A 26,089-nucleotide genomic window follows, 5' to 3' on the forward strand; every position below is an offset into this window, starting at 1 on the left:
ATCGCGTAAGGGAATGGCGTTTGCGAGAGTTGCCGCGAGATCAGGATATCCGAAAAGGCTTCTACGGCTGAAGTGAAATGCTCCAGATTTCGAGCAGCCGGAACGAGATTGTGCGCATACTTGTCGCCCGCAAGTAGCTCCCGATAAAGTGGAGACGCGGCAGCATTGTGAGATTTCCAATAGTCCGCTTAGCGGTGTGCCTTCGCCAAAAGCGGACAGTCTCCAAGCGGCCAAGAAACTGTCATAAGGTGCCCATCACATTCCTGCCGGGTGAATCTAAAAATCCCAGAGTTCTGCAGATTTTGGCCCATGGCGCACCCGACAGGATTCGAACCTGTGGCCTCTGCCTTCGGAGCCGGTACAGAACTGGTACGCCAGACTACGAAATACTACTCTAAACTACTGTTTTATATAGATTTAGATTGAAATCGGATTTCGCTGGCGTACCCAAACCTACGCCCCGGTTTTCCTCCGAGTGATGACACCACAGTTACTCAAAAACGGGGCTCTGGAAACGGAGATCGCCGTGGTCAAATTGACGAAGCGCACCGTTGAGGCAGCCAAGTCTCAGGTGAAAGACTACATCATTTGGGATGAAGATCTACCCGGTTTTGGGCTCCGAGTATACCGGTCGGGCAAGCGTAGCTACGTAATCCAGTATCGACAGAGGGGACGCGCGAGGCGGCTTACACTTGGTCTGCACGGCGTGTGGACAGCGGAACTGGCTCGCCGCGAAGCGAAGGCTCAGCTGGGGCGTGTTGCAGGAGGCGACGATCCGGCGGAGGAGCGGCTTGAGGATCATCGTGCGATGACGATGAAGGACCTTTGCAAGCGCTACATTCAGGACCTCGATGATGGCCTGATTCTCGGTAAGGGAGGGCGACCGAAGAAGCAATCGACCATCGATACCGATATCGGTCGGATCAAGAGACACATCATTCCGCTCATCGGAACCCGGCGCGTTAAAGACCTAACCAGAGCGGACATGGTCAAGATTATGCGCGACATCATGGCGGGTCGGTCGCGGATCATCGTCAAAACCAAGAAACTACGGGGCAAGTCCATCGTCAGGGGTGGTCCTGGCACTGCTACCCGCACCCTTGGCCTCATCGGAGGAATACTCTCCTACGCCATTGATTTGGGAGTTATCGAGCACAACCCCGCGCACGGCATCAAGAAGCCGAAATACAAGGTGCGCGAGCGACGTTTGACCGAAGCCGAGTATGGCGTTCTCGGGAACATACTGCGCGACGCGCAGGCGAACGAAAAATTTTGGCCGACAACGGACATTATCCGCCAGATCGCTCTGACCGGGTGCAGGCGCGGTGAGATCATAAATCTCAAATGGTGCGACGTAGACCTGGATGGAAGTTGCCTGCGGCTTTCGGAAAGCAAGGAAGGTCGATCAATTCGGCCCATCGGCCTTCCCGTCGTCGAGTTTCTTGAGGCACAGCGTCAGACTGCCACGGGTAGCTTTGTGTTCCCGGGAAATGGCGAAGATAATGCTTTTGGCGGCTTCCCGAACCACTGGAACGCCCTCTTTAGCGGCTCACCATTGGAGGGGATCACAGCCCACGTGCTGCGTCACAGCTTCGCCAGCATGGGCAATGATCTCGGATTTACCGAGATCACAATTGCCGCGCTTTTGGGGCACGCAAAAGGATCGATCACCAGCAGGTATATCCACGTGCTGGACGCTACGCTCATCACCGCTGCCGACATGATTGCAGGGTATGTCAGCGCCTTGCTCAACGGCACGAATTTCCAGCGCAGTAGCTTTGCACTGGACCGCGCTGCGCGAAAGAGCGCTATGAGCGAGTTTATCGCCGAGCACGCATCCGGGTCATGAAGCAGGTTTCGGGGCAAACTGCCCAGCACACTCCTACTGCAAACGGGATTCAAGTCCCCTCCCCAGAAATGGGGATGGCTAACCCTGTGGATAAAGCTGTGAGCTCTTTGGACGATCAGGAACCATTGGATTCGGACGATCAGGAACCCAAAGTACGGACTATCGGGAACCGAAACAGGCCTCAAACCCCCAGAAACGCTGGGCTTGAGAGCCCCTTAACTATCCTAACAAACAATCCTGTCGGATTGTTGCTAACGCGGACCATCAGCGCGCGCCTCCTCAGCGCTTTAGGGTGCGCCGTCGCCGCGCGCCTTGTCACTAGGCGGGTGCAAGAATCTCAAGTGCTTGCTAGGGATTGAGCAATGAAGACCGACCTCGATCATCTGCCCCCGCAAAAGCAGCGCGAACTTGAGCGCGTGGTGCAGCTGATCTTCGAAGAGTTTGATGACGCGTTCGCGCTCGCCAAGCACGAATGGAAAAAGGCCGGTCGCATTCTCAAGGTCATTCTCTACGGCAGCTATGCGCGCGGGACCTGGGTGGACGAGCCACATACGGCCAAAGGCTATCAGTCAGATTATGACCTGTTGGTGATCGTCAATGACAGCAGACTGACGGACCGAGTCAAATACTGGGCCAAACTCGATGAGCGGCTGATGCGCGAATACGGCGTGGCCAAGACGCTCAACACGCCAGTGAATTTCATCGTTCACACGTTGCAAGAGGTGAACGACGGCCTCGCGCATGGGCGCTACTTCTTCATGGACGTGAAACAGGACGGGGTAGCGTTATACCAGTCCGACGACACCGAACTGCATACGCCCAAGCCAAAGACGCCCGAACAGGCCCTGGCTATGGCGCAGGAATACTTCGACGAGTGGTTTCCGGCGGCGATGAAGCGGTTTGGTGGAGCGAAGTACTATCTGGAGCAAGGGCACCTCAAAGACGCCGCTTTTGATACCCACCAAACTGTCGAACGTCTCTACCATTGCGTACTGTTGGTCTGCACCTTCTATACCCCCCACGTGCACAATCTCGGCTTTCTGCGCACGCAGGCTGAGCGCATCGACGCGCGGCTAACCTATGTCTGGCCGCGCGACACAAAAAAGGATCGCGCGCGGTTCGAGAAACTTAAGGAAGCCTACGTAAAGGCGCGCTATTCGAAACACTACCGCATCACCAAGGATGAACTCGATTGGCTCGGCGAGCAGGTCGAGGAGCTGGGCCGGGTCGTCCACGAGGTCTGCACTGAGCGCCTCGGAAAGCTCAAGGCCGAGTTGGACGCAACAGGCTAGGTGGAAAGGACGTCCTGCATTCCCACTAGGGGTAGTCTAGCTCTTCTTTTTCCTGCCTTTAGCGTTGGTAGCTTTCAACACCTTCTTTGCCTTTGGCACCTTCGAGCTTGTGAGTTTTTCTCCGCCAAGCACGAACTCGGGCTCCCACGGGATGACCAGCTCGTTCACGATTTCACGCGATAGATTGACCAGTTCACGCATCTCCCGCTTGCTTGCGAACGCGCCTTGGTGAACGATGGCATTGGGCTTCTTGTTCAACCGCTCGGAGCGCTTTTTGAGCTTGCCGAGCGCCTTCTTTCGCACCTCGTCTCGCTCCGCCGGAATGATCAAGCGGCCAAATTTCCCATCGATGCCGTTTGCCCACCTCAGTAGCGAATCCACAAACTCCGACGAGAATTTGCTCTCGCTTTCGAAGCGCTTTCGTATGGCGATGTTGGCAGCAATCTCAGCAGCAGTTGCAGCCCTTACGATCGCTGCTGACCACTCCTTTCGGCGTTCAAGTATCCCATCGATTTTCTTCCACTGAGACTGAAGTTTATCGAGATCATCGCGATCATCATAAGGTGTCTTTCCCATGTATCGCTGATCGCATGAGCATCGCGGAATTAACAGTGCTAGAAAGGCTGCATGAGCGACAAGGGAACAAAGATGACTTTCGGTGGCCGTCAGGCGCGCGCCCTCTGCAACATGAGCCATTCGGAACGTCTCGACTTCATTGCAGAAGGACTGCCGATTATACTTCAAAGCGCGCAGGGCTTTTGGCGAGCGGCGGAGACGCTGGAGGACTGTCCGCGTGAGGCAGCGGTGCTCGCAGGATTCGCTGAGGAAGAGTCAGCGAAGGCCCTTATCCTCATTGATCTGGTGCGATGCCCGGTGCCCGAGGTTAGCAAGCGCATCGGTCGGATCGTTAAGAAGACGCTTTACGATCATCTCTCTCGCATGATCTATGTGATTGCCCAGTCATGGCGGCCTACCAATATCGCCCAGCTTCAAGAGTATGTCGACAACGAGCGACAAGGCCACCTTCTCGAAGGAGGCATGAGCGAATACATCGTTCCTAATTGGTCGCTCTATCTCCGTGAGAGTACAATGTATGCCGACATCGAGGTCCACGAAGAAGGGATACCGCAATGGAATGATCCCAATCGCTGGGGCGGATCCACGATGACTATGCGCCCCATCGCATTGCAGATTGTCGAAGCCCTTGAGGCGCTGGGGGTTCTAACCCGTGCAGGCCTTCAAGCTACCAGTGATGTCTGGGGCAACGTCGACTTCGTAGAGGAAGAAGGGCCGGTCGAAGCGCGCGAGCTCACTCAGCAACTTGGCGCTCGCCTAGACTCGGAAGGTTTGGTCACGGATCTCGCCACCGAGCAGCACGCGCGGCTCTTCTACAACCACTGGCAGCTTCCGATGTACAATCTCAAGTTCGATTTGATCGACGTATCGCTGGAACGGCTGGAAGCACAGCGAGAGGCCGCGTTCTGGAACGAGGTCGGCGAATACTAGCCCGCAGGGAAGTCTGCGCTAGCGAAAGAAGTGAGTGTCCGTGAGCGTCTGAGAACGAAGAAGAAATCGAGCGCGAGATAAAAGCAGCGCCGTCGGCCGGGCTGCAGGTGGTTGGTTTTGTTGAGGTTTTACCGACGGCTCCCGAACATCCCTGGCGGCGGTCGGCGCAGATTGTCATGGGTTTTCAACGGACCAAGCGACGGCGCCCGCGCTCAGGGCTGAAGTGGCACAGACAAAGCGGGAGAGATTAGTCAGGGATTACAGGATGTTGTAGCGCGGCTGAGCCGGTCTGTGCCGCAGATTCCGTAATGGTACGCTAGCGGCACAGAAGGTGCGCACCGCCAAATCAGCGACAAATCACTGATCTAACGCAGCTTCATCAACAGCAGGCGCTGTGTACGGTGTGGGCCCTAAGGTTTCCCACATTTCGAAAGGCGATCCGGTGACAAATCCGGTTCGTTCAATAGGGCTGCAATCTACTCAGTCGCAGTTGAAAGTGGCTCGCTTAGTTGAAGCACGTCCTCAAAATTCTGGTATGCTCGATGTGGCAAGTGAGCCTTGGCCCATTCCAGTCCGGCAAACTGAATGTCAATTTCGCATCGACTCTTTGGCCATAGCAGGAAGCGGTGCTGTAGTTCGCCGTTGTTATCCAGATCGAATTCAACGAAGCGTATACGAGTTGATCTAAAGTCTAGAGCCGTGCCGAGGTCCTCGCCAAAATAGCGAAATGAGCTGCTCGCATACGCAAGAGAGAGCACAAAATACCCATGCAGATTGTCTCCCGCGATCAAATCTAATTTCAATTCAGCTTCCCCAGATTGCACTAGCAACCGGTCAACCAGCGCCCCACGTAGATCAAATTCTCGTACGAATTTTACCAAAGGTATCCCGCATTGATCAGACGCGAGCTTGACCACTCTCAAGTGCTCTGACGATATCTTGTCGGTTTCAACGTCATCTAGCGTAGACCAGTCATGGGTGAAAAAACGCATTGGCAGTTACCTCGGTGGTTTCCAGCCATTCCCGACAAGCCAGTTCCGGACAGAATTGTTCACCTAGCAGATACCGTGCTTCCAAGTGCCATCGCGATTAAGAGCGCGACCATCCTTCAATTCGATATGATCCTTCTCATACGGCCCTCGCCCCTTGTCCACTCGATCAATTTCTCGTGGGACTTGGCCACGCTCCACTTGCCGTTGAATGTTGCCCGCTGAGCTTGGCGAACCCCTTACTGTGCCCGCAGCAGCAGCTGCAGTGCCACCGGTCATCGTCAAATCGACATTGTAGAGCTGCTTGAAGGCAGATTCGACACTGTTGGCAAGATCGCGACCGAAAGTAAGATCGCTTTCCTTGCCGATGACGCTCGTGCGGGTCGAAACGGAACCGTCGGAATTGGTCGTCTTTGTTCGCAGGAAGACTTTGTCGACGCCGTCGTCCGTCTGCGACGCCGTGCAGGATTGTACTTTCCCATCCTCAACCGAACAGGAGACAGTAATCGATTCCCCTGTCGGATCAGTCCCATTATCCGGACCGTTTGCGATTACAAGGGCGCGGCACTGATGATCGAGGCCTTGCCCAAGGTCAACGCGTTGCTGGCCGACCGGGGTGCGATGCCGACTGGTTCCGCGATGCCTTGGCCGAGCGCGGCATTGCCGCCCGTATCCCGTCAAAAGCCAATCGAAGGGTACCAATCCTGCACGATCCGGTGCTCTACCGCCAGCGCCACAGGATCGAGAACATGTTCGGCAAACTCAAGGACCGGCGCCGCATCCACACCCGATACGACCGATCCGCCCACACCTTCATCTCCGCCATCTGCATCGCCGCAGCCGTCATCTTCTGGCTCAATCAATGAGTCCTGAGCCTAGAAAAAGATGAGGGTTAGTCCGATCCTCCGCGTATGTGTTAAGTGAATGGCATTTTGAGACGAGGGGCTGGTACTATGATCACCGTTAATCGACGCAAACTTCTTGGGGCAGGAGCTACCGGAATGGGTCTGCTGGGCCTGGCCGGTGCGGTTCCGGCTTGGGCTCGCGGTGGTGACCTGCTTTCCGGGGTTGCTCGCAAGGGCTTTGATGAGGTGAGCGGCTCCAACATAGACCTGACAGTTGCCCGCTCGGCTTTCTCCACTGGCAACAGGCGTGGCGGCGCGATTGCCGTCAATGGGAGCATCCCGGGGCCGCTCCTCCGCCTGCGTGAGGGGACCACCGTCCGCCTCAACGTTCACAACCAGCTAGAGGAAGATACCTCGATCCATTGGCACGGGCTCCTGGTCCCCTTCCAGCTCGATGGTGTGCCAGGCGTTAGTTTCCCCGGCGTCAAGCCGGGTGAGACCTTCACTGCAGAATTCCCCGTGCGGCAATCGGGCACGTACTGGTGGCATTCGCACAGCGGCCTGCAGGAACAGGCGGGTCATTATGGTCCGATAGTTGTCGATCCGGCAGGACCCGATCCGGTGCAGGCGGACCGCGAATATATCGTGGTGCTGAGCGAATTCAGCGAGACAGATCCAAATGTGCTTTACGACAAATTGAAAAAGAGTGCTGATTATTTCAACTACGAGCAACCAACATGGACGGATGACTACCCGCTTAGTGGAGCACAGAGAAGGAATTGGGCAAGGATGCGAATGTCGCCCGTTGATATATTAGATATTACGGGATCCACGTTCACTTATCTCATCAATGGCCACGGACCGGCGGACAATCTTGAATTCAACTTCCAGCCCGGCGAACGCGTTCGATTGCGTTTCATAAATTCTGGTGCCGCCACCTATTTCAACATCCGTATACCCGGTCTCCCTATGACCGTGGTTCAGGCCGATGGGCAAAATGTCGAGCCGGTCGAAGTGGATGAATTCCAGATAGGCATTGCAGAAACTTATGATGTGATTGTGACCCCGGGCAATGACGCCGCTTACACGATGGTAGCTGAATCGATGGACCGGTCTGGCATGGGGGTTGCGACACTAGCGTCTGCGCCCGGCGCGCGCGCAGCGATTCCACCGCTGCGCGACCCGCCGTTGCTGACCATGGCAGATATGGGCATGGGCGGCATGGCCGGTATGGCTGGTATGGGGGGCGGCTCAGAAAGCATGCCCGGAAATTCGAGCGGCCAAGGAGCGGCCCGACCGGGAATGCGCGATACGTCCAGATTGCCAGCGGACGTCGAGGTGGGCCCGGGGCTTGCAATGGTGTCAGCAAACCCTGTCGACCGCACCGGAGACCCAGGCGTTGGCCTTTCCGATGTCCCGCACCGAACGCTCAACTATCGCAAACTGCGCGCGCTCACCCCCAATGCTGACCGGCGGATTCCCTCGCGGCGGATGGAACTCCATCTCACCAGTAACATGGAGCGCTACATGTGGTCGTTCGACGGCAAGAAGTTCTCAGCCGTCTCCGACGACCCGATCCGCTTTGCCTATAATGAACGCGTGCGTGTCAAGCTGATCAACGACACGATGATGACGCACCCGATCCATTTGCACGGGCATTTCTTCGAACTGGTCAATGGCGCGCCCGCCGACCGGCAGCCGCTGAAGCACACGGTCAATGTCCAGCCCGGCGGTAGTGTGGAGTTTGACCTGACCGCTGACGAACCCGGTGACTGGGCCTTTCACTGCCATATCCTCTATCATTTGGTCGCCGGGATGTTCCAGATCGTCACCGTTGCCAATCCTGCCGGAGACGAAGCATGAAGACTTTTGTTGTAAGCACGATCGTATCGCTCGCTGCGGGAACCGCGTTGGTATCGCCGGTATCGGCACAGCAGCACACCGGGCATGACATGGCTCAGCCACAGCAGAGTGCGGGGCAAGCAGCGCAGCAATGTGCTCAAGAGGCACAGCGCCATCGCGCAATGGGCCACACCGTCCCGGATGGCGCCTGCAAACCTAAGCCTGAAGCTGAGGTCGAAATGGATCATGAGAGCATGGATCGTTCGCAGATGAACCACGGTGCGATGCCTATGGCCGAAGGGCAAACGGGCATGGCGATGCCCATCAACCAATCCGGGCAGCAGGTCCCAAGGATGGATCACGGCACAATGACCGATGCTCCAGCACGCGCGCAGGGCATGCAGGGTATAGACCACTCCGCTATGCAGATGAATTCCGGCGCTGACATTCCTCTACTTCCTCCTCCGCCCGAAGCCGGAAGCGGGCCTGCCCGCGCGGCGATTCCGATCTGGGGCGAGGAAGCCATGAACGAAGCCCGGCAGGAACTGATCCGCGAGACCGACGGCGGCAAGCGACTGTGGATCCAGGGCGACCGCCTCGAATATCGTGCGCGCGAAGGCACGGATGGCTATTTGTGGGATGTTCAGGGCTATTATGGCGGCGACATCGACAAGTTCTGGTTCCGATCTGAGGGCGAAGGTGCGTTCGGCAATAAAGTTGAAAGTGCCGAGGTTCAGGGACTGTGGAGCCGGGCCATTGCCCCCTTCTTTGATTTCCAGGCAGGTATCCGCCAGGATTTGACCGGACCGAAGCGGACCTATGGTGTGGTCGGCTTTCAGGGTTTGGCTCCCTACAAGTTCGATATTCTCGGAGCAGCGTTTCTCTCTAACACCGGAGATATCACCGCTCGTTTCGAGGCTGAACTGGACCAGAGAATTACCCAGCGTCTGATTCTCACGCCACGGGTGGAGGTTAACCTTGCCGCTCAAGACGTGCCCGAATTGGGCATCGGCGCCGGCATCGACCGGATCGAACCGGGAATTCGCTTGCGGTATGAATTCGTACGCGAATTTGCACCCTATATCGGCATCGCTCAGGGTTGGAAAGTTGGCAGAAGCGCCGATTTTGCACGCGCGGCTGGCGAAGACCCGAGCGTGACGAGCTACGTAGTTGGTCTCCGGTTCTGGTTCTAAGTTTGAGAAACAACAAATGAAGACCGTCACATCTGCTTGGGCCTGGGCCGGTGCTGGATACACTTCCGAAGGTGGGGTTAGGGATCGTCCGGAGCGATCTTTACGAATCCCCCATGACCGTTGCGCTGACATCGTGCGGCCTGTTCACTTTTGGCGGGGCGACATCTCTCCTATTCATATGGCGCTGAAAGGAGGGCAAAGCATTTATAGCGACCAGAATGAGTTTGCTGGTTTTCGAGGTCGCCTGCGCGCTCCTAACAGGTCGGGGACGCTGGCATATCTCACTGCGACAATTAGCGATTGGCAGCGTCGCTGCAACTGCACCGTTTGCAATAGGAAGCTGGTCGGCCAGGCTATCGGCTGACGGACATCCCACGAGAGGAAATTATCGTATGAAAGTAGAGAAACCAGGTAATACACAGTACTATTCGAACCTGACGCGCTTTCTTCATCTAGTTACGGTAATGGCGGTCACCGCAGCGCTTGTCATCAGTTTGTTCATGACTTATCCAAAGGGCGGAAAGCCGGGTGATTTCTGGTTTGAAGTGCATGAAAAGGCCGGACTGGTCGCTCTCGGCGGATTGGTCCTGTTCTGGCTATGGGCCGTCTTCCGGCGCCGCGAACCTAGTCTTGGTGACTGGTTCCCTTATCTATCTGGTCGTCGGCTTGCCGCATTGTGGGCCGATACCAAGGCGCATCTGGCTATCCTTCGGGGCGGCAAGCTGCCGATCAGCGATGATCAGCCGCTGGCCAATGCCTTCCATGGCCTTGGCGCATTAATCGCTCTTGCCTTGGCGGCGACGGGCACGCTTGGTTATTTCTACGACCAGAGCTGGGCGCTTGGGGTGCACGAGGCACTGGGCCTCCCGATGTGGATATATTTCGGCGGACATGTGTTGATGAGTCTGGTGCATGAATTCGCGCATGATCCAGTGCTAAGGAACATGTTCATCTTTCGGTCCTGCAAACCGTGATGAAACCGGCTCGTGTCACGCTCGACCTCACCAGTAGCGCGCATGACGCGGAAGAGACCCCGGTCCTCGAACATATCGAGGGCCGAAAACCAATCAGCGAGGATGCCGCAGAACTGGCAAAAGACCAAAGGACGTTTGGGGCCGAATGTGGCGAACCAGACCGCATCGATTTACGGGTCCGGTAGTTCTCCAATTGTTGATGGCTTCTGGTTCCCTCCTGGGAACATTCATAGAAGACTGGCCTCGCCCGCGCTCTCGTCGCACGGACGAAAGGCCAAGTCTTTTCCGGCGGGAAAGCCCAGAAATCCGCCAAAAGAAACAGTCGGGAAGCTCAATTAGAATCGACGCTCGCAGCCCCTTTTGACAAAGCACACCGTACGCAGTGGTCGATGTGGGATTTCATGCGTTCAATCGTAAGAACGGGTCGTCCTCAAGTGGTACGTCAAAGCTTGTGATTTCCATGCGCGATGAGATAGCGAAATTAGCATCTTATCGCTTTGTACGCTTGCTACTTAATACCAAGGAAATGGCGCACCCGACTGGATTCGAACCAGTGACCTTCGCCTTCGGAGGGCGACACTCTATCCAGCTGAGCTACGGGTGCCTCGTGCTTACGCGATGCTTACGCGGAAAGGATTGCAATGTGAACCCCATCAAGTGAGCTTTTGTAAGTTATTGAAATCTAATACATTACCTCTAAAAATTGTTATTCATCAAGCCTTGACACCTGCCTTCGGAGGGCAGCGCTCTATCCAGCTGAGCTACGGGTGCTTTGTTCACCTTATGGCGAGCGGGGCGCTTAGCAAAGCGTGGGGCGGCTCGCCAGTCTTAAAAGGTTGGGTGGATTCGCAGCGGCGTCGTTAGCGATTTGGCAAGACGGGGTTTGTACTCTTCAAAGCCATGAACGCATTGTCGCACGAATTCGACCTGGCACATGCCATGATGCTCCCTCCGGAAAGCTGCATCCCGCACGAACTGCCGGAACTGGGCAGGCTTTGTGGGCAGTGGGAAGCGGTGCACGAGGCTGCCGCGGCAGTGGCCAATCTTGCTCAGCTAGGTCGCGAAGCCGAATCAGAGCAGGTCGCCAAACTGCCGCTTCGCGCTGCCGAACTGAGCGGCTGGCGCTTCGAGACGATTGCCCGCGGTATCGATGATCTGGCAGCGATCATGCAGCCAGGGCTGCGTGCCTTGCTGTCATTGACCGCGCGTGGCCAGGACACTACCGCAGCGGCGCTCACGCTGTGGCGCGAATTTCATGCTTCGCGTTCAGCGATCGTCGATCTGGCCTACGATCGCTGATTTTCAAAAATTGACGGTGACAGCAACTGCGTCGGAATAGGTTCCGGCCGCCACGCGTTCAACATTCGCGAATGTTGAACCATACGCGGTTAGCGTGGCTTTGCCATTCGCGTCTGCCGCACCTGCAACTGTATCGACGCCCGAGGCGTTGCCCCACCGCACACTGCGTGCTGCATCGGAATAGATTTCGTAAGCGAGCGTCTGCCCGCTCGCTGAATCCAACATGCGCCGCGCACCGTTTTGCCCCGTATCCAAGGCTATTTCGAATGCGGTTGGTCCCGAACACGACAGGTCGATTGATGCTTGCCCATGTGTCCTTGCGTTAGCGGTAGTATCGAGAACGAAGTCCAATGGATCGGCGCTCGCGCTGCAGCCTTCCTCTACCACCGCGCTGACGTGCAATACGGCTTCGGTTTGGCGCGCCTCGGCCGGTGTGCAAAGCGTGATCGCCGTGATGGCGGCGGAAAAGGCGAAAATCGGCTTCATCTCATTCCAGTTGTGCCCAAACGTGCTTTGGTCATCCATTGGTTAGAACGCTTCCGGTCTGTTTAACAGCTTGTTTACCACGTTGGGCTGCTGGCTGTGCGATAAGCTGCCAGATATTTGCGCAACAATTCGATCTTGCGCGCGTTCGCGATCTGTTCCAATTACGACGCATGATGGACTCGATAATGGAAGCGCAAAAGGCGGGAGTGGTCGCAAGGGGCATTGCGCGGCTCTTTGCGCGTAATGACATCTGGTGCCTGTCGGAAATGCCGCTCAGAAATGGGCGGAGAGCGGATCTTATGGGCGTGGATTCCAAGGGCCGCGTCATAATCGTCGAGATCAAGGTCCAGCGCGCAGATCTGCTGGGCGACGGGAAATGGCCCGATTATCTCGATTTCTGCGATCGCTTCTATTGGGGGGTACCGCCGGGCCTGGATCGCAGTCTTCTGGAGGGCGAAGGCTACCGTCCGGATTGCTGCGGGATCATCGTGGCAGACGGTTACGATGGCGAAATCCTGCGGCCTGCTCCGCTACACCCGCTTGCCGCGGCGCGCCGAAAGGTCGAGGTCGAACGGCTTGCCCGTGCCGCGCTGCGGCGCGCGACCGTTGCACTCGACCCACAATGTGCACCCTGGGGCACCCCGGAATAGCTTTTCGTTGTTTCCGGAAGGTGCATTGCCGCCTACCATCAAGGCAAGATGCTCGGCGCCATAATCCTTTCGGTACTCGCGATGACCGCTATCGTTGCGGTCCGTTACCTCGCCACGAGCGGATTATTCGCTTTTGCAACCAACCGCGTCCGGCCCGGCTATCACGCCAAATTGGGGACGCAGATCCGCAAGGAGATCGGCTGGTCGCTCGCCTCTGCCGCGGTCTACGGGATACCGGCAGGTGTGGTTGCCTGGGGCTGGCAGGCGCTCGGATGGACGCGGATCTACACAGACTGGGGCGCTTACCCGCTGTGGTATTTGCCCGTCGCACCGATGCTGTACCTACTGGCTCATGACAGCTGGTTTTACTGGACCCATCGCCTGATGCATCGGCCAGTGTGGTTTCGCACCATGCACGCCGTGCACCATGCCAGCCGTCCGCCTACGGCCTGGGCAGCAATGAGTTTCCATCCGTGGGAAGCGCTGACCGGCGCGGTGGTGATCCCGGCGCTTGTCTTCCTGATCCCCATCCACGTGGCCATGCTTGGCGTGGTTTTGCTGGTGATGACGGTAATGGGCGTCACCAATCACATGGGATGGGAGATGTTCCCGAAGTGGCTGGTTCATTCCAGGTTGGGAGGCTGGTTGATAACGGCGAGCCACCATCAGCGTCATCACGAAGAGTACAAATGCAATTACGGCCTCTATTTTCGCATCTGGGATCGGCTTTGCGGCACGGATCGCGGACTAAGTCCGAACGCGTGAATCCTGTTCTTGCACTGATTTCACTGGTCTTCGCACCGTTGCTCATCGCTTCAACTGCGCCAGCGCAGGAAGGGGCCACCGTAACGGTCACGGTTACCGATCTGCGCAATTCCAAAGGTATCGTCCGTGCCTGCATGACCGCGGACGAAGCGACGTTTCCGCGCTGCCGCGGCGTGCCGGGCGCTTATGGTGCGACGGCGCAAGCAAGAGAAGGCAGCGTCACCTTCACGTTTTCCGGCGTGAGACCAGGGCAGTATGCCATAGCCTTGCTCCATGACGAGAATTCGAACGGCAAGGCCGATCGCGCCCTGGGGATGATGCCTAAGGAAGGCTTCGGCTTTTCGCGCGACGCAAAGGTCCGGATGGGCCCGCCGCGCTTTTCCGACGCCGCAATCGATATCGGTGCGCAGAACCGCAAGCTGACCATCCGGATGCGCTACATGCTCTGACGCCGCTTTTGGCGCAGCCACATGGTTAATTTCTTTAACCCGATCTTTACCGCACCCGCTGCATACCGCCTTCGATTGGGCAGAACTCTTCGGGGGCTAATGCAGTGATGGACAGGCTGGGCGGCTTTTTCGGCTTCCGTGATCGAGAGGAGGACTTCGACGACGACTACGTCGAGGCGGATGACACCGATCTCGATCCGCCGCCATCGCCGGTCGGCCAGGACGAACGCCGCATGCAGGTTCGCGCCTATAATCACTGGGCGACCCTTCTCGGCGATCTCAACTTCCCACACATTTCCGACCTCGAACCCGACATGCTCGACGACTTCGGACCCTATTCGGTTCTGCTCGACCTGTCGGATGATATCGATGATCCGAAGGTTGCGTTCGTCGGCTCCGAACTGACGATCGAGTCCGGTCAGGACAGCACGCTTTCCCGTCTGTCTGCCGTGCCCAGTCGATCGGTGCTGAGCCGCATTACCGATCATTACATGCAGATCATCGCCAATCAGGCACCGATCGGATTCGAAGCGGAATTCTCCAACGAACGGGGCGCGAACGTCCTCTATCGCGGTATTCTGCTCCCCTACTCGAGCGACAACGAGACGATCGATTTCATCTATGGCGTGATCAACTGGAAGGAAATGGCCGACCAGCAGACCGCCGACGAGCTGCTTCTGGCGATAGACCAGGCTCTCGGCCCGGTAGATGATGGCGAAAGCGATCTTGATACCATGGTCGAGACGGCCGAAATGCTCACGTCGGGCATGGACGCGGAACATTCCGACAGCATACTTGAACTCGGACACGACACCATGACCGACAGCCCTGCGCACAATGCCTTGCCGCAACCTTCTTTCGGTGCGGCAGATGATGATGAAGACCGATTCACAGAACCGAGCGTCGCTTATCAGCCCGCAACCCGTGTCGATGCATTGGGCAACCCGATCGGCAACTACGTTCCGGACGACATGGGCGAGCCGGAATACGAAGACGATTTCGATCATCCTATCAAGACTGCCGCAGATTATGGCTTGCCGGATTGGGACGACGAGGAAGAGGGCGACGAGGACGTCGACGCCGTGGTCGATCCGCTTGCCGACGATGAGACGTCGAGCAGTCTGATCTCGCTGGTCAGCCGCGGCGGTCGGACAAAGAAGAGCGTCGACCTTTCACATCAGGAACCCGCGCCTGCCATTCCGCAGGCTTGTGAAGGCGAAGGCTTCGCCCCTGCGCCGCGCGTTCCCGAGCCCTACGAGGCACCTGCTGAAGAACCGCAGCTCACCGATACTCCACCAGAGGACGTCGAAGAAGTGGCGGCTGCGCCAGATGCCAACTCGGAGGACGCTTCGCCTGAGGGCCTCTACGATTGTCTCGCTGCGGCGCGCGAAATGGCGCAGGCTGCGCAGAACACCGAGGATCGCAGCCGCAAGACACTTTATTCGGCGGTCGCAAGGGCTTACGACTTCAGCCTTGAAGCGCAGAGCGCTCCCGGAGATTTCAACGAACTGCTTATCGACAACGGCCTGACCGTCCAGGATCGCGCGCCGATGACGCCGATCGTCAAGCTGGTTTTCGGTGCCGATTACGACAAGACTCGCCTGACCGAATACGCCGCCGTGCTGATGCATGCCCACCGTATCGGTGTGGAACGCGGCAAGCTCGCAACGTTCCTGCGCGAAGCAGAGGGCGGCCTCAAAGGGATCGTCAATGCCGAACGCGATGCGCGTAAGGAAGAGCAGGGCAAAGCGGTCGCGGACGGAAAAACCGTTCGCCCTGCCCTCGCGAAGAAGCTTCGCGCCCTGGAACCGCTTTCCCTCGTCGATCTAGACGAGGACGGCGCGGAATTCGCATTGGTCATGATCCGGCGCACCGCTGCCGGTACGTTGGAAATCGTCGGCGAAATACCTGACGACGTGCCGCTGGTCGAACGCGCCGCGCGCAAGCTGCTCGCCTAGGACAACGCTGCTACAATTCGCTTGTCGCCCCCGCGCTCGATTGGCTAGCGCGGGGGCGATGCCGTTTTTCCCCACTGCACCCGTCCGCATTCAGCCCTATTTCGGCTATAGGAACCGTGAACGGCTGCGCATTTCGGCCAGGGCCTTGCGTTCGCGCGTCGGCAAGTTCGAGCAGCGCAGCAAGTGGCGTGCAGCGAAAACCATGCTGAGCCAGTTCGTCAGCCATGAAGTCCCCGATCTACCTGTCGAACTGGAAATCGCCCTTCCCGACGGAAAGGCTCAACGCCATCTGGGGCGAACGGACAGCGAAGGCTTCGTCAATTTCGATATCCCGCTCGAACCCTGCTGGGATTACGGTACGCACCCTGTGTGGGAAACGGTCGTTTTTCACTGGCGAGCGGGCGAGGAAGAGCAATGCGTCGATGCGCATGTCCTCGCGCCAGGGGCCGATACCGGTCTGGCAGTTATTTCGGACATAGACGACACAATCGTCGAAACCGGCATCACCGGCGATTTTCGCGCGGTTTTGCGCAACTGGCGCAGGATTCTGATTCAAATGCCGGAAGAACGCATCCTCGTTCCCGGCGCCGACGTATTCTACAATGCGCTGGGCGGTGGAGAAGCGCTTACCAGCGGAGAAGGTCGCGCCGGCGAGACGCAGCCTGCGACTCATCGGCCGTTCTTCTATGTTTCCTCGAGCCCGTGGAACCTGTTCAGCTATCTGGTGACCTATATTCGCGGTCGGGGCCTGCCATTGGGGCCTATTGCGCTGCGCGATTGGGGCCTCAACCGTGCTACCTTCGGATCTGCCAGCCACGGTGCACACAAGCGCGCCGCCATCGAAGCCATTATTGAAACCTATCCCGAGATAAAATTCGCGTTGATCGGGGATGACAGCCAGGGCGATCTGACCGCATTTGCCCAGATTGCAGTCGACCATCCCGGGCGGGTTCGCGCAATCTTCATCCGAAAGGTTGGCGATGCGATGAGCGCGGAGGAACTGACGGCTACCGCAAATCTCGAAGCGGCCCAAATACCGTTATGGCTGGGCGATGGCTATGATACTGGTCACGAATTCCTCGCCTCCATCGGCCTCCTTGGCGACGGAGAGGCAAAGGCGATCGTCGACACGGTAGAAGCAACGAAAAAGTGGAAGGCATGAAGCGCGCGATGAAGATCGGTCTCGGCATCGTTCTGTTCCTGTTGCTGGCCGGCGGCCTGCTGTTGTTGGCCATACGCACGAACGGTCCCGCAGTGTTGAATGGCATCGACCGGCTCACAGGTGGCGGCCGGGGCGTTACGCTGGTTTCGAACACCCAATATGGCCCGCACCGAGACCAGAAGTTGCGAATTTACGCGCCTGCGAAAGCCGACCATGACCAACCCTTACCGATCATCCTTTTTGTTCATGGTGGCAGCTGGAGCTGGGGCGATCCGGATGATTACACGTTCATCGCGCGCGCTCTGGCTCCGGAAGGCTTCGTTGTTGCGCTGGCCGGTTACCGGCTGGGCAAGGACGGACGCTATCCCGCCATGCTGGAAGATACCGTAACCGCCATCGGCCAAACAGTTCGGATCGCGCCGCAATTCGGCGGTGATCCGGGCCGCGTGATCCTGGCCGGACATTCGGCAGGCGCCTACAATGTGGTTCAGGCGGCGTTGGAGGAAAAGTGGCTCTCCCGCATCGGAGTGACGCCGCGCGGCGTGGTCGGCCTGGCCGGGCCCTATGATTTTTACCCATTCGACAAGGATTCGAGTCGGGACGCATTTGGTTCGGTAGGCGCCGGACCCGAGAGCCAGCCGGTCAATCACGCGCGCGCCGACGCGCCGCCTATGCTGCTTGTACATGGAGAGCGCGACACGCTGGTAAAACCGCGCAATACCCGCGCTCTGGCAAAAGCCCTGAGAGATGTGGGAGCGCCTGTGGAAACTCGGTTTTACGACAGCTTCGACCACAATGCCCCGCTCATTTCCTTCGCCAGTCCGTGGCGCAATTCGCGCGATGTGGATGATGCCGTGGTCGAATTCGCCCGCCGGGTGAGCAAGGTTTCAGTTCCGGTTCAGGCCGAAAGCCCTTAGGCTCGCCGCCAATGCGCCTATTTGCCCGCCTGCTCGCCATGCTTGCTGCCGCCATGCTCGCGGCGCAGCCGGTTGCTGCCCAGTCCATTCTGCGCGATGCAGAAACCGAAGCATTTCTTGATGAAATATCGGCTCCGCTAATCGAAGCGGCCGGACTGCAGCCCGACAACGTCGATATAATTCTAATCAACGATCCGTCGATCAACGCCTTCGTGGCGGGCGGTCAGGCGGTCTACATCCATTCTGGTCTGATCGACGCCGCCGATACGGCCGAAGAGGTTCAGGGCGTGATTGCGCACGAACTGGGCCATATCACCGGCGGGCATATCCTCCGTTATGGCGAAGGTATGGCGTCGGCTACCAAGATCACGGTGCTTTCGCTGCTGGCCGGTCTTGGCGCTGCGCTGGTAGGTGCTGGCGATGCGGCCATGGGCATCATGATGGCCGGGCAGCAGGCGGCGATGGGCAAGTTCCTTTCATTCAGCCGGACCCAGGAATCGTCTGCCGATTTTGCCGGAGCTGAATATCTGTCCAAGGCGGGTATTTCCGGACAGGGTTCGCTCGATTTCTTCGGCAAGCTGCTCAATCAGGAATACCGTTATGGCTACAGCCAGAGCGATGAGGCAGGTTTCTATCGCACGCACCCGCTTTCGGGTGACCGTATTTCGGCATTGCGCGGCGTGTATGAAAAAGACCCCGCATGGCAGCGTCCCGCGAACGCCCGCAACCAGGCGAATTTCGAACGGGTGAAGGCAAAGCTCATCGGTTACATATCGAAGCCGTCGGCGACACTGCGCGATTATCCCGAAACCGACCAGACGATACCCGCGCTCTACGCCCGCGCCTATGCCTACCACCAGAATGCCCGCGTCGATCTCGCGCTCGAGACGGCGGACAAGCTGCTGGCAAAGGATCCCGACGACCCATATTTCCTCGAACTCAAGGGACAGGTCTTGCTTGAATCGGGCCGCCCTCGCGAATCGCTCGAGCCGCTGCGCCGGGCGACCGATTTGACCAATTCCGAACCGCTGATCGCCAGCCTGTTCGGTCATGCGCTGATCGCTACCGAAGACAAGAGCAATTACGAAGAGGCCGAGCGTGTGTTGCGAGCCGCCGTTGGGCGGGATCGTCGCAATCCCTTCGCCTGGTATCAGCTCGGCGTCGTCTATGCAGCGCGCGGCGATACCGCACGGGCCCGCCTTGCATCCGCGGAACAACAGGTGATGAACGGCGAATACGGGCTGGCCATCCGCAGCGCGCAGGCAGCGGAAAGCGGACTGGACCACGGCAGCCCGGACTGGATCCGGTCACAGGATATCGGGATGCAGGCACGCGCCCTGCTCGAACGGCAGTGCGAAATGCAGCGCAAACGCAACTGTGCGCCCGGCTGACGAAACGAAGGAACGTCATGAAAAATCATCTGCTGACGGCGCTGATAGCGCTGGTGTGCGGTTTCGCCGGTGCAGGCCTCTGGTCGCTATCGGGCCTGGGTCACAATCAGACACGCAGCTATCTGCTGTCGAACCCTCAGATCCTGCCGGACATGGCCGAGGCGTACCAACGCGAACAGGCGAAAGATCGCCTTGCTCAGGCGCCTGACGGGGTCAAGCAGCCCTTCCCTGGTGCGGTGCTCGGCAATCCCGAAGGCTCGCACGTCCTGGTCAAGTTCACCGATTACGGCTGCACCTATTGTCGTCAGTCGATCGCGGGAACGGACGAGCTGATCGCTGCGGATCCGGAACTGAAGGTCGTCGTGCGCGAATGGCCCATCTTCGAAGGCAGTGAAGCGGCTGCGCGCATGGCACTGGCCGCCGCGAAGCAGGGTAAATACGCCGCATTCTATCACGCCATGTTCGAACAGGGACCGCCCAGCGAGGCGACGATTGCTCGCGCAGCGCAGATTGCCGGACTGGATCAAGCCGCGGCAAAGGCGTTCGCCCAGTCCGATGAAGCCACCGCAGAGCTGGACCGGAATATGGCGTTTGCCCGATCCATGCAGTTCAGCGGCACGCCCAGCTGGATCGCAGGCGACGAAGTGATCGAAGGTCTGGTGCCGCCCGAACGCCTGGCGGAAGCGCTGAAATCGTCCGCCGGATAGCGGCTTAGCCCTCTTCCTCCAATGCCTTGGCGTACATGGAAGCCAAGGGGCGTTCCATTACCCGGCGCACCATAGGTTCGAAGAACTCGAGCGGTTCGCTTTCATAATCGGGATCGAAGGCGGCCTGATCGTATTTCTCGCAGAATTCGCGGCACGCTTCGAAATGCGGATGCTCGGCAAACTTGTCCCGCGCGTTCTGATCCATCCCGAGGAAATGGAAGTAGTAATATCCCTGAAATGCGCCATGGTTCTGGCATATCCAGTGGATTTCGTCAGTAACGAACGGCTTGATGATGGAAGCGGCGACTTCGGGATGATTGTAGCTGCCGAGCGTATCGCCGATGTCGTGCAGCAGGGCCATCACTACATATTGTTCGTCGCGCCCGTCGCGGTGCGCGCGCGTTGCGGTCTGCAGCGAATGCTCGAGCCGGCAGACGGGAAAGCCGCCGAAATCGCCATCGAGAAGCTTGAGATGGTCCAGCACACGGTCCGGCAGTCCCTTGGCAAAAGCGCGGTATTCGCCGCCGATGATCGCCCAGTCTTCGGCCGTACCTTCCTTCATCTCGCGGAATTTCGCCCGTTCGGCGGCCGAATGTTCGATGTTTTCCTGAATGCCCATCGCGTCTCTCTCTCGTTTTGCCTGTTACGGTGAGTGTAGCGGCTGGTGCAATTCGTCGCAATTGCGCTAGAGGGGCGTTCCAATGGCAGTCTTGCCCATTCGCCCCACGCCGTTCTTCGCCAACAAGAACCAGGCGTTCTGGAACCTCCAGCTGGCCGGCTGGGGCGGTGCAGCCATGCTGCGCGCAATGTCTACCCTGGCTAACGGCCAGTCGCCCGACCGCCTGGTCATCATCCTGATCTCCAGCATCACCGGGTTCTCGATCAGCCTGATCCTGGCGGTCATCTACAGCAAGCTGATAAAACAGCGGCCGGTCATCACCTGGAGCGCGACGGCAGTCGTGCTGGCCTTCGCCGTCGCCTTGCACGCTTTCATCGACAGCTGGGTCCTCAATGTGGCGGGCGGCGCCACGGGCAGCGGCAATTTCGTCAGCCTGTTCGTCGGCATCTACTTCATCGACCTCACCCTGCTCGGCGCCTGGTCCGCATTGTATTTCGCGATCAATTTCTTCCTTCAGATCGAAGAACAGGCCGATCGGCTCGAACGGCTGGAAGCGCAGGCAACCAGCGCGCAGCTTGCGATGCTGCGCTATCAGCTCAATCCGCACTTCCTCTTCAACACGCTCAATTCGATCAGTACGCTGGTGCTTCTCAAGCAGAGCGAGACCGCCAACGCCATGCTCACCCGGCTGTCCAGCTTCCTGCGGCATACGCTGGTCACTCAGCCGGGCGGCAAGGTTTCGGTGGCGCAGGAAGTGGAAACGCTGAAGCTTTATCTCGGCATCGAGCAGATGCGGTTCGAAGAACGCCTGCGCTCCACATTCCGGATCGAACCCGAGGCGGCAGGAGCGCAATTGCCCGCCATGCTGCTCCAGCCTCTGGTGGAGAATGCGATAAAATACGGCGTCAGCCCGCAGGAAGAAGGCGCAGAGATCGCCATCGTTGCGCAGATCGTCGGCCCGCGCTTGCGCGTGACCGTCTCGGACACCGGGCCCGGCATGACCATGAACGGCACGGAAGAGGGCCTGCCTGCTGTCCGGCCAACCCATGCCCGCCGCGATTCGACCGGGGTGGGACTTGCCAATATTCGCGACCGGCTGGCGCAGGCATACGGTGAGGAGCACAGGTTCGAAATCCGCTCACCGGAAAGCGGCGGCTTTTCCGTGCTCGTCGAGCTGCCGTTCGAGCCCGATTCGGAAGATGCGTTAAGCCAAGGGCAATCAGCAGCCGCCCAGCAGGCCGCGTTTTCGCAGAAACCCACGCCCCCCACGGCCGTTATACCCCCACACCTACCCCCGAAAGCACCCCAGACGACATGACCATCCGCACCATACTCGTCGACGACGAGAAGCTCGCCATCCAGGGTCTCCAGCTTCGCCTCGAACCGTTTGAGGATGTCGAAATCATCGACACCTGCCAGAACGGCCGCGAGGCGATCCGCGCGATCAAGACGCAGAAGCCCGATCTGGTCTTCCTCGATATCCAGATGCCCGGTTTCGACGGATTCTCCGTGGTGCAGGGCGTCATGGAAATCGATCCGCCGCTGTTCGTGTTCGTTACCGCTTTCCAGGAACATGCCATTCGCGCCTTCGAGGCGAATGCGGTCAACTACCTCATGAAGCCGGTGGACGAGGACAAGCTGGCCGATACGGTCGAGCGTGTACGCCAGCGTCTGGCGGAAAAGAAATCGACCGAAGAAGCTGAAAAGCTCAAGAACGTTCTGTCCGAAGTGGCACCCGAAGCAGCCGAAAATCTCGCTGGCGAGGATACCGAAGCGGCAAGCCGGTTCGAAAAGCTCATCAATGTGAAGGACCGCGGCCAGATATTCCGCGTGGAAGTCGGCACGATCGAGCATATCGAAGCCGCCGGCGATTACATGTGCATCTACACGGGCGACAATTCGCTGATCCTGCGGGAAACGATGAAGGATCTCGAACGCCGGCTCGACCCGCGCAAGTTCCAGCGCGTACACCGTTCGACCATCGTCAATCTCGATCAGGTGCGCCAGGTAAAGCCGCACACCAATGGCGAATGCTTCCTCGTCCTGGACTCCGGGGCGGAGGTGAAGGTGAGCCGTAGCTACCGCGACGTCGTGGCGCGTTTCGTCCACTGATGGCTTTCGAGCTAGAGGGCTTCGACCTCACCCGATTCGTGAACGACACCCTTGCCGAGGATCTCGGTACGGGCCTGCCGGGTGGTGGGCGCGATGTGACCAGCGAAAGCGTAATCCCTGCCGATGCAGGCTTTGCAGGCGTGATGGATACGCGGGATGCCATCCATGTGGCCGGTCTGCCCATCGCCGAAGCATTTTTTCGCGCTCTTGATCCTGACATGACGGTCGAGATTCTCGTCGAAGAGGGCGCGAGCGTACCTGCGAACACCGACCTCATGCGGTTCGAAGGCAATGCTCGCGCGATGCTGACCGCCGAACGCAGCGCGCTCAACACCGTTCAGCACCTTTCCGGCATCGCCACGATGGTTGCCCAATATGTTCGCGCGATGGACAATCCGGGCTGCACATTGCTGGATACGCGCAAGACCATTCCCGGTCTGCGCCAGCTTGAGAAATACGCCGTGCGCATGGGCGGCGGGTCGAACCACCGGATGGGTCTGTGGGACGCCGCGATGATCAAGGACAACCACGTCCTTGTCGCAGGATCGGTCGCCGAAGCGGTGCAGCGTGCGGTCGCGGCAGGGGTGCAGGAAATCATTTGCGAAGTCGACCGGATCGACCAGATCGAACCGGCGCTGCAGGCGGGCGCCACGCGGCTGCTGCTGGACAACATGGGGCCTGCAGTACTGCGTGAAGCTGTCGCGCTTGTGGCCGGTCGGGTCCCGACCGAGGCGAGCGGCGGGATCGATCTCGACACCATTCACGCCAAGGCTGCGACAGGGGTCGATTACGTTTCCGTCGGTCGCCTCACGCAAAGCGCGCCCGCTGCGGATATCGGCCTCGACTTTACGCCGCTGTAATTTCGGATATTCCTGTCTCCGACATTCGCGAGAGGGGAATTCATGAAACCGGGCTCCATCAGAAAATTCGACTGGCTCTATCTCGGGTCGATCGCCGTCAGCCTGCTGGGCTTTGTCTTCAATTACGACACCATCGCCGCCCAGACCAATGCAGAACTCGCTGCACATGGTGTCGAGGGCCTCAGCACCGGAGTGCTGATCGGCGGGCTATTGTTCGGAACGGCGATCAGCCTGGCGCTATGGTTCATGATCTCGATCTTGCGCATCGAACTGGCCAAATGGCTACTCCTTCTGCTGACGGCCTGGTCCGTCCTGACAACCGCCACTGCGGCCGCATCCGTTTTCGATTCCAGCGTGGCTTGGGGTCTGATCAGCACGATCATGACGATCGTCGCTCTCTGGTTCCTGTTTCAGCCGGATGCCAAAGCATGGTTTGCCGAAAAGAAGGGTGGCGACGGGCAGCCCTAGCCTGGCCGCTGACGCTTCGAGCGAAGCCCCGCCGAACTCATGCTCCCGTCAACCCGTCCAAGGATACTGGCCGCCTTCGCAATGGCTGGCCTGGCGTCTCAGGCGGCCCCCCTTGCGGCCCAGCATTACCAGTGCAGCCCGCCACGCACAGTGGCGGTTCCCCGTATCGAACGTGAAGCACGCCCACGCCCTTTGCCGATAACGGGATACACGCTGGCACTGAGCTGGAGCCCCGAATTCTGCAAGCCGCGTAAGGGGCGCCCGCAACAAGCGCGTCAATGCAACGGGCGGGACGGCCTGTTCGGCCTCGTGGTCCATGGATTGTGGCCGAACAGCGGACGCAGCTGGCCACAGTGGTGCACGGCACCGCGTCAGCCGCTTGCGCGCGAGATAGCCGCCAATATGTGCCTTTCGCCCTCGGCCGCGTTGATAGCGCGTCAATGGGCTAAGCACGGCTCCTGCATGGCGCAGCGACCGGCAACCTATTTCAAGGTCACTCGCATCTTGTGGCAGGGCTTGCGCTTTCCCGACTTCGATCGCGTGAGCCGGGAGGATGATCTGACCGCCGGTATAATCCGCACACGGTTCGTCGATGCAAATCATGGCTGGAAACCAGACGCAGTTGGCGTGCTGCTGAACAGCCGCGGATGGCTGGAAGAATTGCGCCTGTGCTACGACAAACGCTTCATGCCCACCGCCTGCGACCGCCGAAGGTTCGGCGCGCGAGACGAGACTCCGGCCAAAATCTGGCGAGGGCTTTGACGCGCACTACAATCGAGAGCGCGTTCTGAATTACCAGCCGCGCGAACATTTACTGATGCTCACCGTCGCTGTCTGAAAAACTCCCGCAGGATTTGTGCCGCCCTTGCCTCCCCCATGCCCGAATATATCTCGGGCTTGTGGAGGCATTGTGGCTGGTCGAACACCCGCGCGCCATGTTCGACCGCCCCGCCCTTGGGATCGCTCGCGGCATAATAGAGCTTGCCGATCCGCGCATGGACAATCGCACCGGCGCACATCGCGCAAGGCTCCAGCGTGACCCACAATTCGCAATCTGTGAGACGCTCTTCCCCAAGCTTCCTGGCCGCGAGGCGAATCGCCTGAATCTCGGCATGGGCTGTCGGATCATGGTGTTCGCGCGGGGCGTTATGGGCTTCTGCCACGATCGTCCCGCCGCGCACGATCACCGCGCCCACAGGCACTTCGCCGACCCGGGCGGCGTCTTCGGCGAGGGCCAGCGCACGGTGCATGGGTTGCGGAAGGGTCCAGGAAGCCATAGCGGAACTGCGCTAGCTCGCGTGCACTTGGGGCGCAACGTGCTTGACGATTCGCACCCTCGCAGCTATGCGCGCCGCTTTCCGGGATTAATGAGCCCCGCAACCGCGCCGAGCGGCCAAGGGAACTCGCCCGTCCATTCGAACGAAGAGACTTATCATGTCGCGCATTTGCGAACTCACCGGCAAGGGCCGCCAGGTCGGTCACAATGTGAGCCACGCCAACAACAAGACCAAGCGGGTCTTCCTGCCCAACCTTCAGAACGTGACGCTGATGAGCGAAAAGCTCGATCGCAGCTTCAAGTTCCGCGTGTCGACACAGGGCCTGCGTTCGGTTGAACATAATGGCGGTCTCGATAATTGGCTGCTCAAGACCAATGACGACAAGCTTTCGGCCAACGCGCTCAAGGTGAAGCGCGAGCTGAAGAAAGCTGCCGCCGCCTCTTAACGCATGGCGTTGCGCCTCGGCGCAGCAGCTTGAA

27 protein-coding genes and 1 tRNA gene are annotated in these 26,089 nt (G+C 58.8%); 22 read left to right on the forward strand and 6 right to left on the reverse strand.

From position 1 onward, the window contains the following. Positions 1–478: 478 nt before the first annotated feature. Both AC13F2_RS07420 and AC13F2_RS07425 read left to right on the forward strand, forming a co-directional pair. Entirely contained in the window at positions 479–1,849 is a 1,371-nt protein-coding gene (locus AC13F2_RS07420; protein ID WP_482965154.1) for a tyrosine-type recombinase/integrase, read from the forward strand. Positions 1,850–2,211: 362 nt separating this feature from the next. After that, positions 2,212–3,141, forward strand: a complete 930-nt coding sequence (locus AC13F2_RS07425) for a HEPN domain-containing protein (protein WP_054527113.1) — start codon at positions 2,212–2,214, stop codon at positions 3,139–3,141. A gap of 36 nt (positions 3,142–3,177) precedes the next feature. On the opposite strand, the gene AC13F2_RS07430 is transcribed toward AC13F2_RS07425, so the two are convergent. Next, a complete protein-coding gene (locus AC13F2_RS07430; RefSeq protein ID WP_482964967.1) occupies positions 3,178–3,717 on the reverse strand; it encodes a hypothetical protein in 540 nt (179 codons plus the stop codon). Positions 3,718–3,768: 51 nt separating this feature from the next. Here AC13F2_RS07430 and AC13F2_RS07435 point away from each other — a divergent pair, with 51 nt between their 5' ends. Next, positions 3,769–4,647, forward strand: coding sequence for a hypothetical protein (locus AC13F2_RS07435; protein ID WP_482964968.1), 879 nt, complete (start codon positions 3,769–3,771; stop codon positions 4,645–4,647). Between the two features lie 476 nt (positions 4,648–5,123). Here the strand turns inward: AC13F2_RS07435 and AC13F2_RS07440 are convergent, their stop codons facing one another. Further along, complete coding sequence (locus tag AC13F2_RS07440; RefSeq protein WP_482964969.1) at positions 5,124–5,639, reverse strand: hypothetical protein; 516 nt, start codon at positions 5,637–5,639, stop codon at positions 5,124–5,126. A gap of 542 nt (positions 5,640–6,181) precedes the next feature. Here AC13F2_RS07440 and AC13F2_RS07445 point away from each other — a divergent pair. The 4 genes from AC13F2_RS07445 (at position 6,182) to AC13F2_RS07460 (ending at position 10,490) form a co-directional block, all read left to right on the forward strand. Continuing rightward, positions 6,182–6,502, forward strand: coding sequence for a transposase (locus tag AC13F2_RS07445; protein WP_255351898.1), 321 nt, complete (start codon positions 6,182–6,184; stop codon positions 6,500–6,502). Positions 6,503–6,589: 87 nt separating this feature from the next. Beyond that, positions 6,590–8,344 (forward strand): copper resistance system multicopper oxidase, encoded by a 1,755-nt coding sequence (locus tag AC13F2_RS07450; RefSeq protein ID WP_054527110.1) that lies wholly within the window; start codon positions 6,590–6,592, stop codon positions 8,342–8,344. Beyond that, positions 8,341–9,516 carry a copper resistance protein B gene (locus AC13F2_RS07455; protein WP_482964970.1) on the forward strand — a complete coding sequence of 392 codons (1,176 nt, stop codon included), beginning with the start codon at positions 8,341–8,343 and terminating at the stop codon, positions 9,514–9,516. Before AC13F2_RS07450 ends, AC13F2_RS07455 begins: the two co-directional genes overlap by 4 nt. A gap of 218 nt (positions 9,517–9,734) precedes the next feature. After that, a complete protein-coding gene (locus AC13F2_RS07460; protein ID WP_482964971.1) occupies positions 9,735–10,490 on the forward strand; it encodes a cytochrome b/b6 domain-containing protein in 756 nt (251 codons plus the stop codon). Between the two features lie 527 nt (positions 10,491–11,017). Here the strand turns inward: AC13F2_RS07460 and AC13F2_RS07465 are convergent. After that, positions 11,018–11,094: transfer RNA gene (locus tag AC13F2_RS07465), tRNA-Arg, on the reverse strand. Positions 11,095–11,390: 296 nt separating this feature from the next. On the opposite strand from AC13F2_RS07465, the gene AC13F2_RS07470 reads away from it, so the two are divergent. Next, on the forward strand, positions 11,391–11,789 hold the full coding sequence (locus tag AC13F2_RS07470; RefSeq protein ID WP_482964972.1) for a hypothetical protein: 399 nt from the start codon (positions 11,391–11,393) through the stop codon (positions 11,787–11,789). A gap of 3 nt (positions 11,790–11,792) precedes the next feature. On the opposite strand, the gene AC13F2_RS07475 is transcribed toward AC13F2_RS07470, so the two are convergent. Then, positions 11,793–12,314, reverse strand: a complete 522-nt coding sequence (locus tag AC13F2_RS07475) for a Csu type fimbrial protein (protein ID WP_482964973.1) — start codon at positions 12,312–12,314, stop codon at positions 11,793–11,795. A 146-nt stretch (positions 12,315–12,460) separates the two neighbouring features. Between AC13F2_RS07475 and AC13F2_RS07480 the strand changes: the two genes are divergently transcribed. The 8 genes from AC13F2_RS07480 to AC13F2_RS07515 all read left to right on the forward strand — a co-directional run bounded on the left by AC13F2_RS07480 (position 12,461) and on the right by AC13F2_RS07515 (position 20,274). Next, positions 12,461–12,925 carry an MmcB family DNA repair protein gene (locus AC13F2_RS07480; RefSeq protein ID WP_482964974.1) on the forward strand — a complete coding sequence of 155 codons (465 nt, stop codon included), beginning with the start codon at positions 12,461–12,463 and terminating at the stop codon, positions 12,923–12,925. A 48-nt stretch (positions 12,926–12,973) separates the two neighbouring features. Then, positions 12,974–13,690: a sterol desaturase family protein gene (locus AC13F2_RS07485; protein WP_482964975.1), complete on the forward strand. Its 717-nt coding sequence runs from the start codon at positions 12,974–12,976 to the stop codon at positions 13,688–13,690. Beyond that, positions 13,687–14,139 (forward strand): DUF2141 domain-containing protein, encoded by a 453-nt coding sequence (locus AC13F2_RS07490; protein WP_482964976.1) that lies wholly within the window; start codon positions 13,687–13,689, stop codon positions 14,137–14,139. Before AC13F2_RS07485 ends, AC13F2_RS07490 begins: the two co-directional genes overlap by 4 nt. A 107-nt stretch (positions 14,140–14,246) precedes the next feature. Next, positions 14,247–16,097: a PAS domain-containing protein gene (locus AC13F2_RS07495; RefSeq protein WP_482964977.1), complete on the forward strand. Its 1,851-nt coding sequence runs from the start codon at positions 14,247–14,249 to the stop codon at positions 16,095–16,097. A gap of 58 nt (positions 16,098–16,155) precedes the next feature. After that, a complete protein-coding gene (locus tag AC13F2_RS07500) occupies positions 16,156–17,259 on the forward strand; it encodes an App1 family protein (protein ID WP_482964978.1) in 1,104 nt (367 codons plus the stop codon). Beyond that, on the forward strand, positions 17,256–18,176 hold the full coding sequence (locus AC13F2_RS07505; protein WP_482964979.1) for an alpha/beta hydrolase: 921 nt from the start codon (positions 17,256–17,258) through the stop codon (positions 18,174–18,176). The genes AC13F2_RS07500 and AC13F2_RS07505 overlap by 4 nt, the downstream gene beginning before the upstream one ends. 11 nt (positions 18,177–18,187) lie before the next feature. Further along, the gene (locus AC13F2_RS07510) at positions 18,188–19,567 is read left to right on the forward strand and encodes a M48 family metalloprotease (RefSeq protein WP_272019954.1); all 1,380 of its coding nucleotides are present in this window, start codon (positions 18,188–18,190) and stop codon (positions 19,565–19,567) included. A gap of 17 nt (positions 19,568–19,584) precedes the next feature. After that, positions 19,585–20,274 carry a DsbA family protein gene (locus tag AC13F2_RS07515; protein WP_482964980.1) on the forward strand — a complete coding sequence of 230 codons (690 nt, stop codon included), beginning with the start codon at positions 19,585–19,587 and terminating at the stop codon, positions 20,272–20,274. Between the two features lie 4 nt (positions 20,275–20,278). Here the strand turns inward: AC13F2_RS07515 and AC13F2_RS07520 are convergent, their stop codons facing one another. After that, complete coding sequence (locus AC13F2_RS07520; protein WP_482964981.1) at positions 20,279–20,893, reverse strand: HD domain-containing protein; 615 nt, start codon at positions 20,891–20,893, stop codon at positions 20,279–20,281. A gap of 82 nt (positions 20,894–20,975) precedes the next feature. Here AC13F2_RS07520 and AC13F2_RS07525 point away from each other — a divergent pair, with 82 nt between their 5' ends. The 5 genes from AC13F2_RS07525 to AC13F2_RS07545 are packed head-to-tail and all read left to right on the forward strand — an operon-like array spanning position 20,976 to position 25,095. Beyond that, positions 20,976–22,211: a sensor histidine kinase gene (locus AC13F2_RS07525; protein ID WP_221596706.1), complete on the forward strand. Its 1,236-nt coding sequence runs from the start codon at positions 20,976–20,978 to the stop codon at positions 22,209–22,211. Beyond that, complete coding sequence (locus tag AC13F2_RS07530; protein ID WP_103025196.1) at positions 22,208–23,005, forward strand: LytR/AlgR family response regulator transcription factor; 798 nt, start codon at positions 22,208–22,210, stop codon at positions 23,003–23,005. The genes AC13F2_RS07525 and AC13F2_RS07530 overlap by 4 nt, the downstream gene beginning before the upstream one ends. Next, positions 23,005–23,865, forward strand: coding sequence for a carboxylating nicotinate-nucleotide diphosphorylase (gene nadC / locus AC13F2_RS07535; protein WP_482964982.1), 861 nt, complete (start codon positions 23,005–23,007; stop codon positions 23,863–23,865). The genes AC13F2_RS07530 and nadC overlap by 1 nt, the downstream gene beginning before the upstream one ends. Before the next feature lie 42 nt (positions 23,866–23,907). Continuing rightward, the gene (locus AC13F2_RS07540; protein WP_482964983.1) at positions 23,908–24,333 is read left to right on the forward strand and encodes a hypothetical protein; all 426 of its coding nucleotides are present in this window, start codon (positions 23,908–23,910) and stop codon (positions 24,331–24,333) included. A 39-nt stretch (positions 24,334–24,372) separates the two neighbouring features. Further along, a complete protein-coding gene (locus AC13F2_RS07545; RefSeq protein ID WP_482970460.1) occupies positions 24,373–25,095 on the forward strand; it encodes a ribonuclease T2 family protein in 723 nt (240 codons plus the stop codon). A gap of 59 nt (positions 25,096–25,154) precedes the next feature. Here AC13F2_RS07545 and AC13F2_RS07550 read toward each other — a convergent pair whose 3' ends face one another. Next, positions 25,155–25,610 (reverse strand): nucleoside deaminase, encoded by a 456-nt coding sequence (locus tag AC13F2_RS07550; protein ID WP_482964985.1) that lies wholly within the window; start codon positions 25,608–25,610, stop codon positions 25,155–25,157. Between the two features lie 157 nt (positions 25,611–25,767). Between AC13F2_RS07550 and rpmB the strand changes: the two genes are divergently transcribed. Next, positions 25,768–26,055: a 50S ribosomal protein L28 gene (gene rpmB, locus AC13F2_RS07555; RefSeq protein WP_103025201.1), complete on the forward strand. Its 288-nt coding sequence runs from the start codon at positions 25,768–25,770 to the stop codon at positions 26,053–26,055. Positions 26,056–26,089 lie beyond the last annotated feature (34 nt).

It is taken from the genome of Qipengyuania sp. L-5Y (assembly GCF_056859455.1).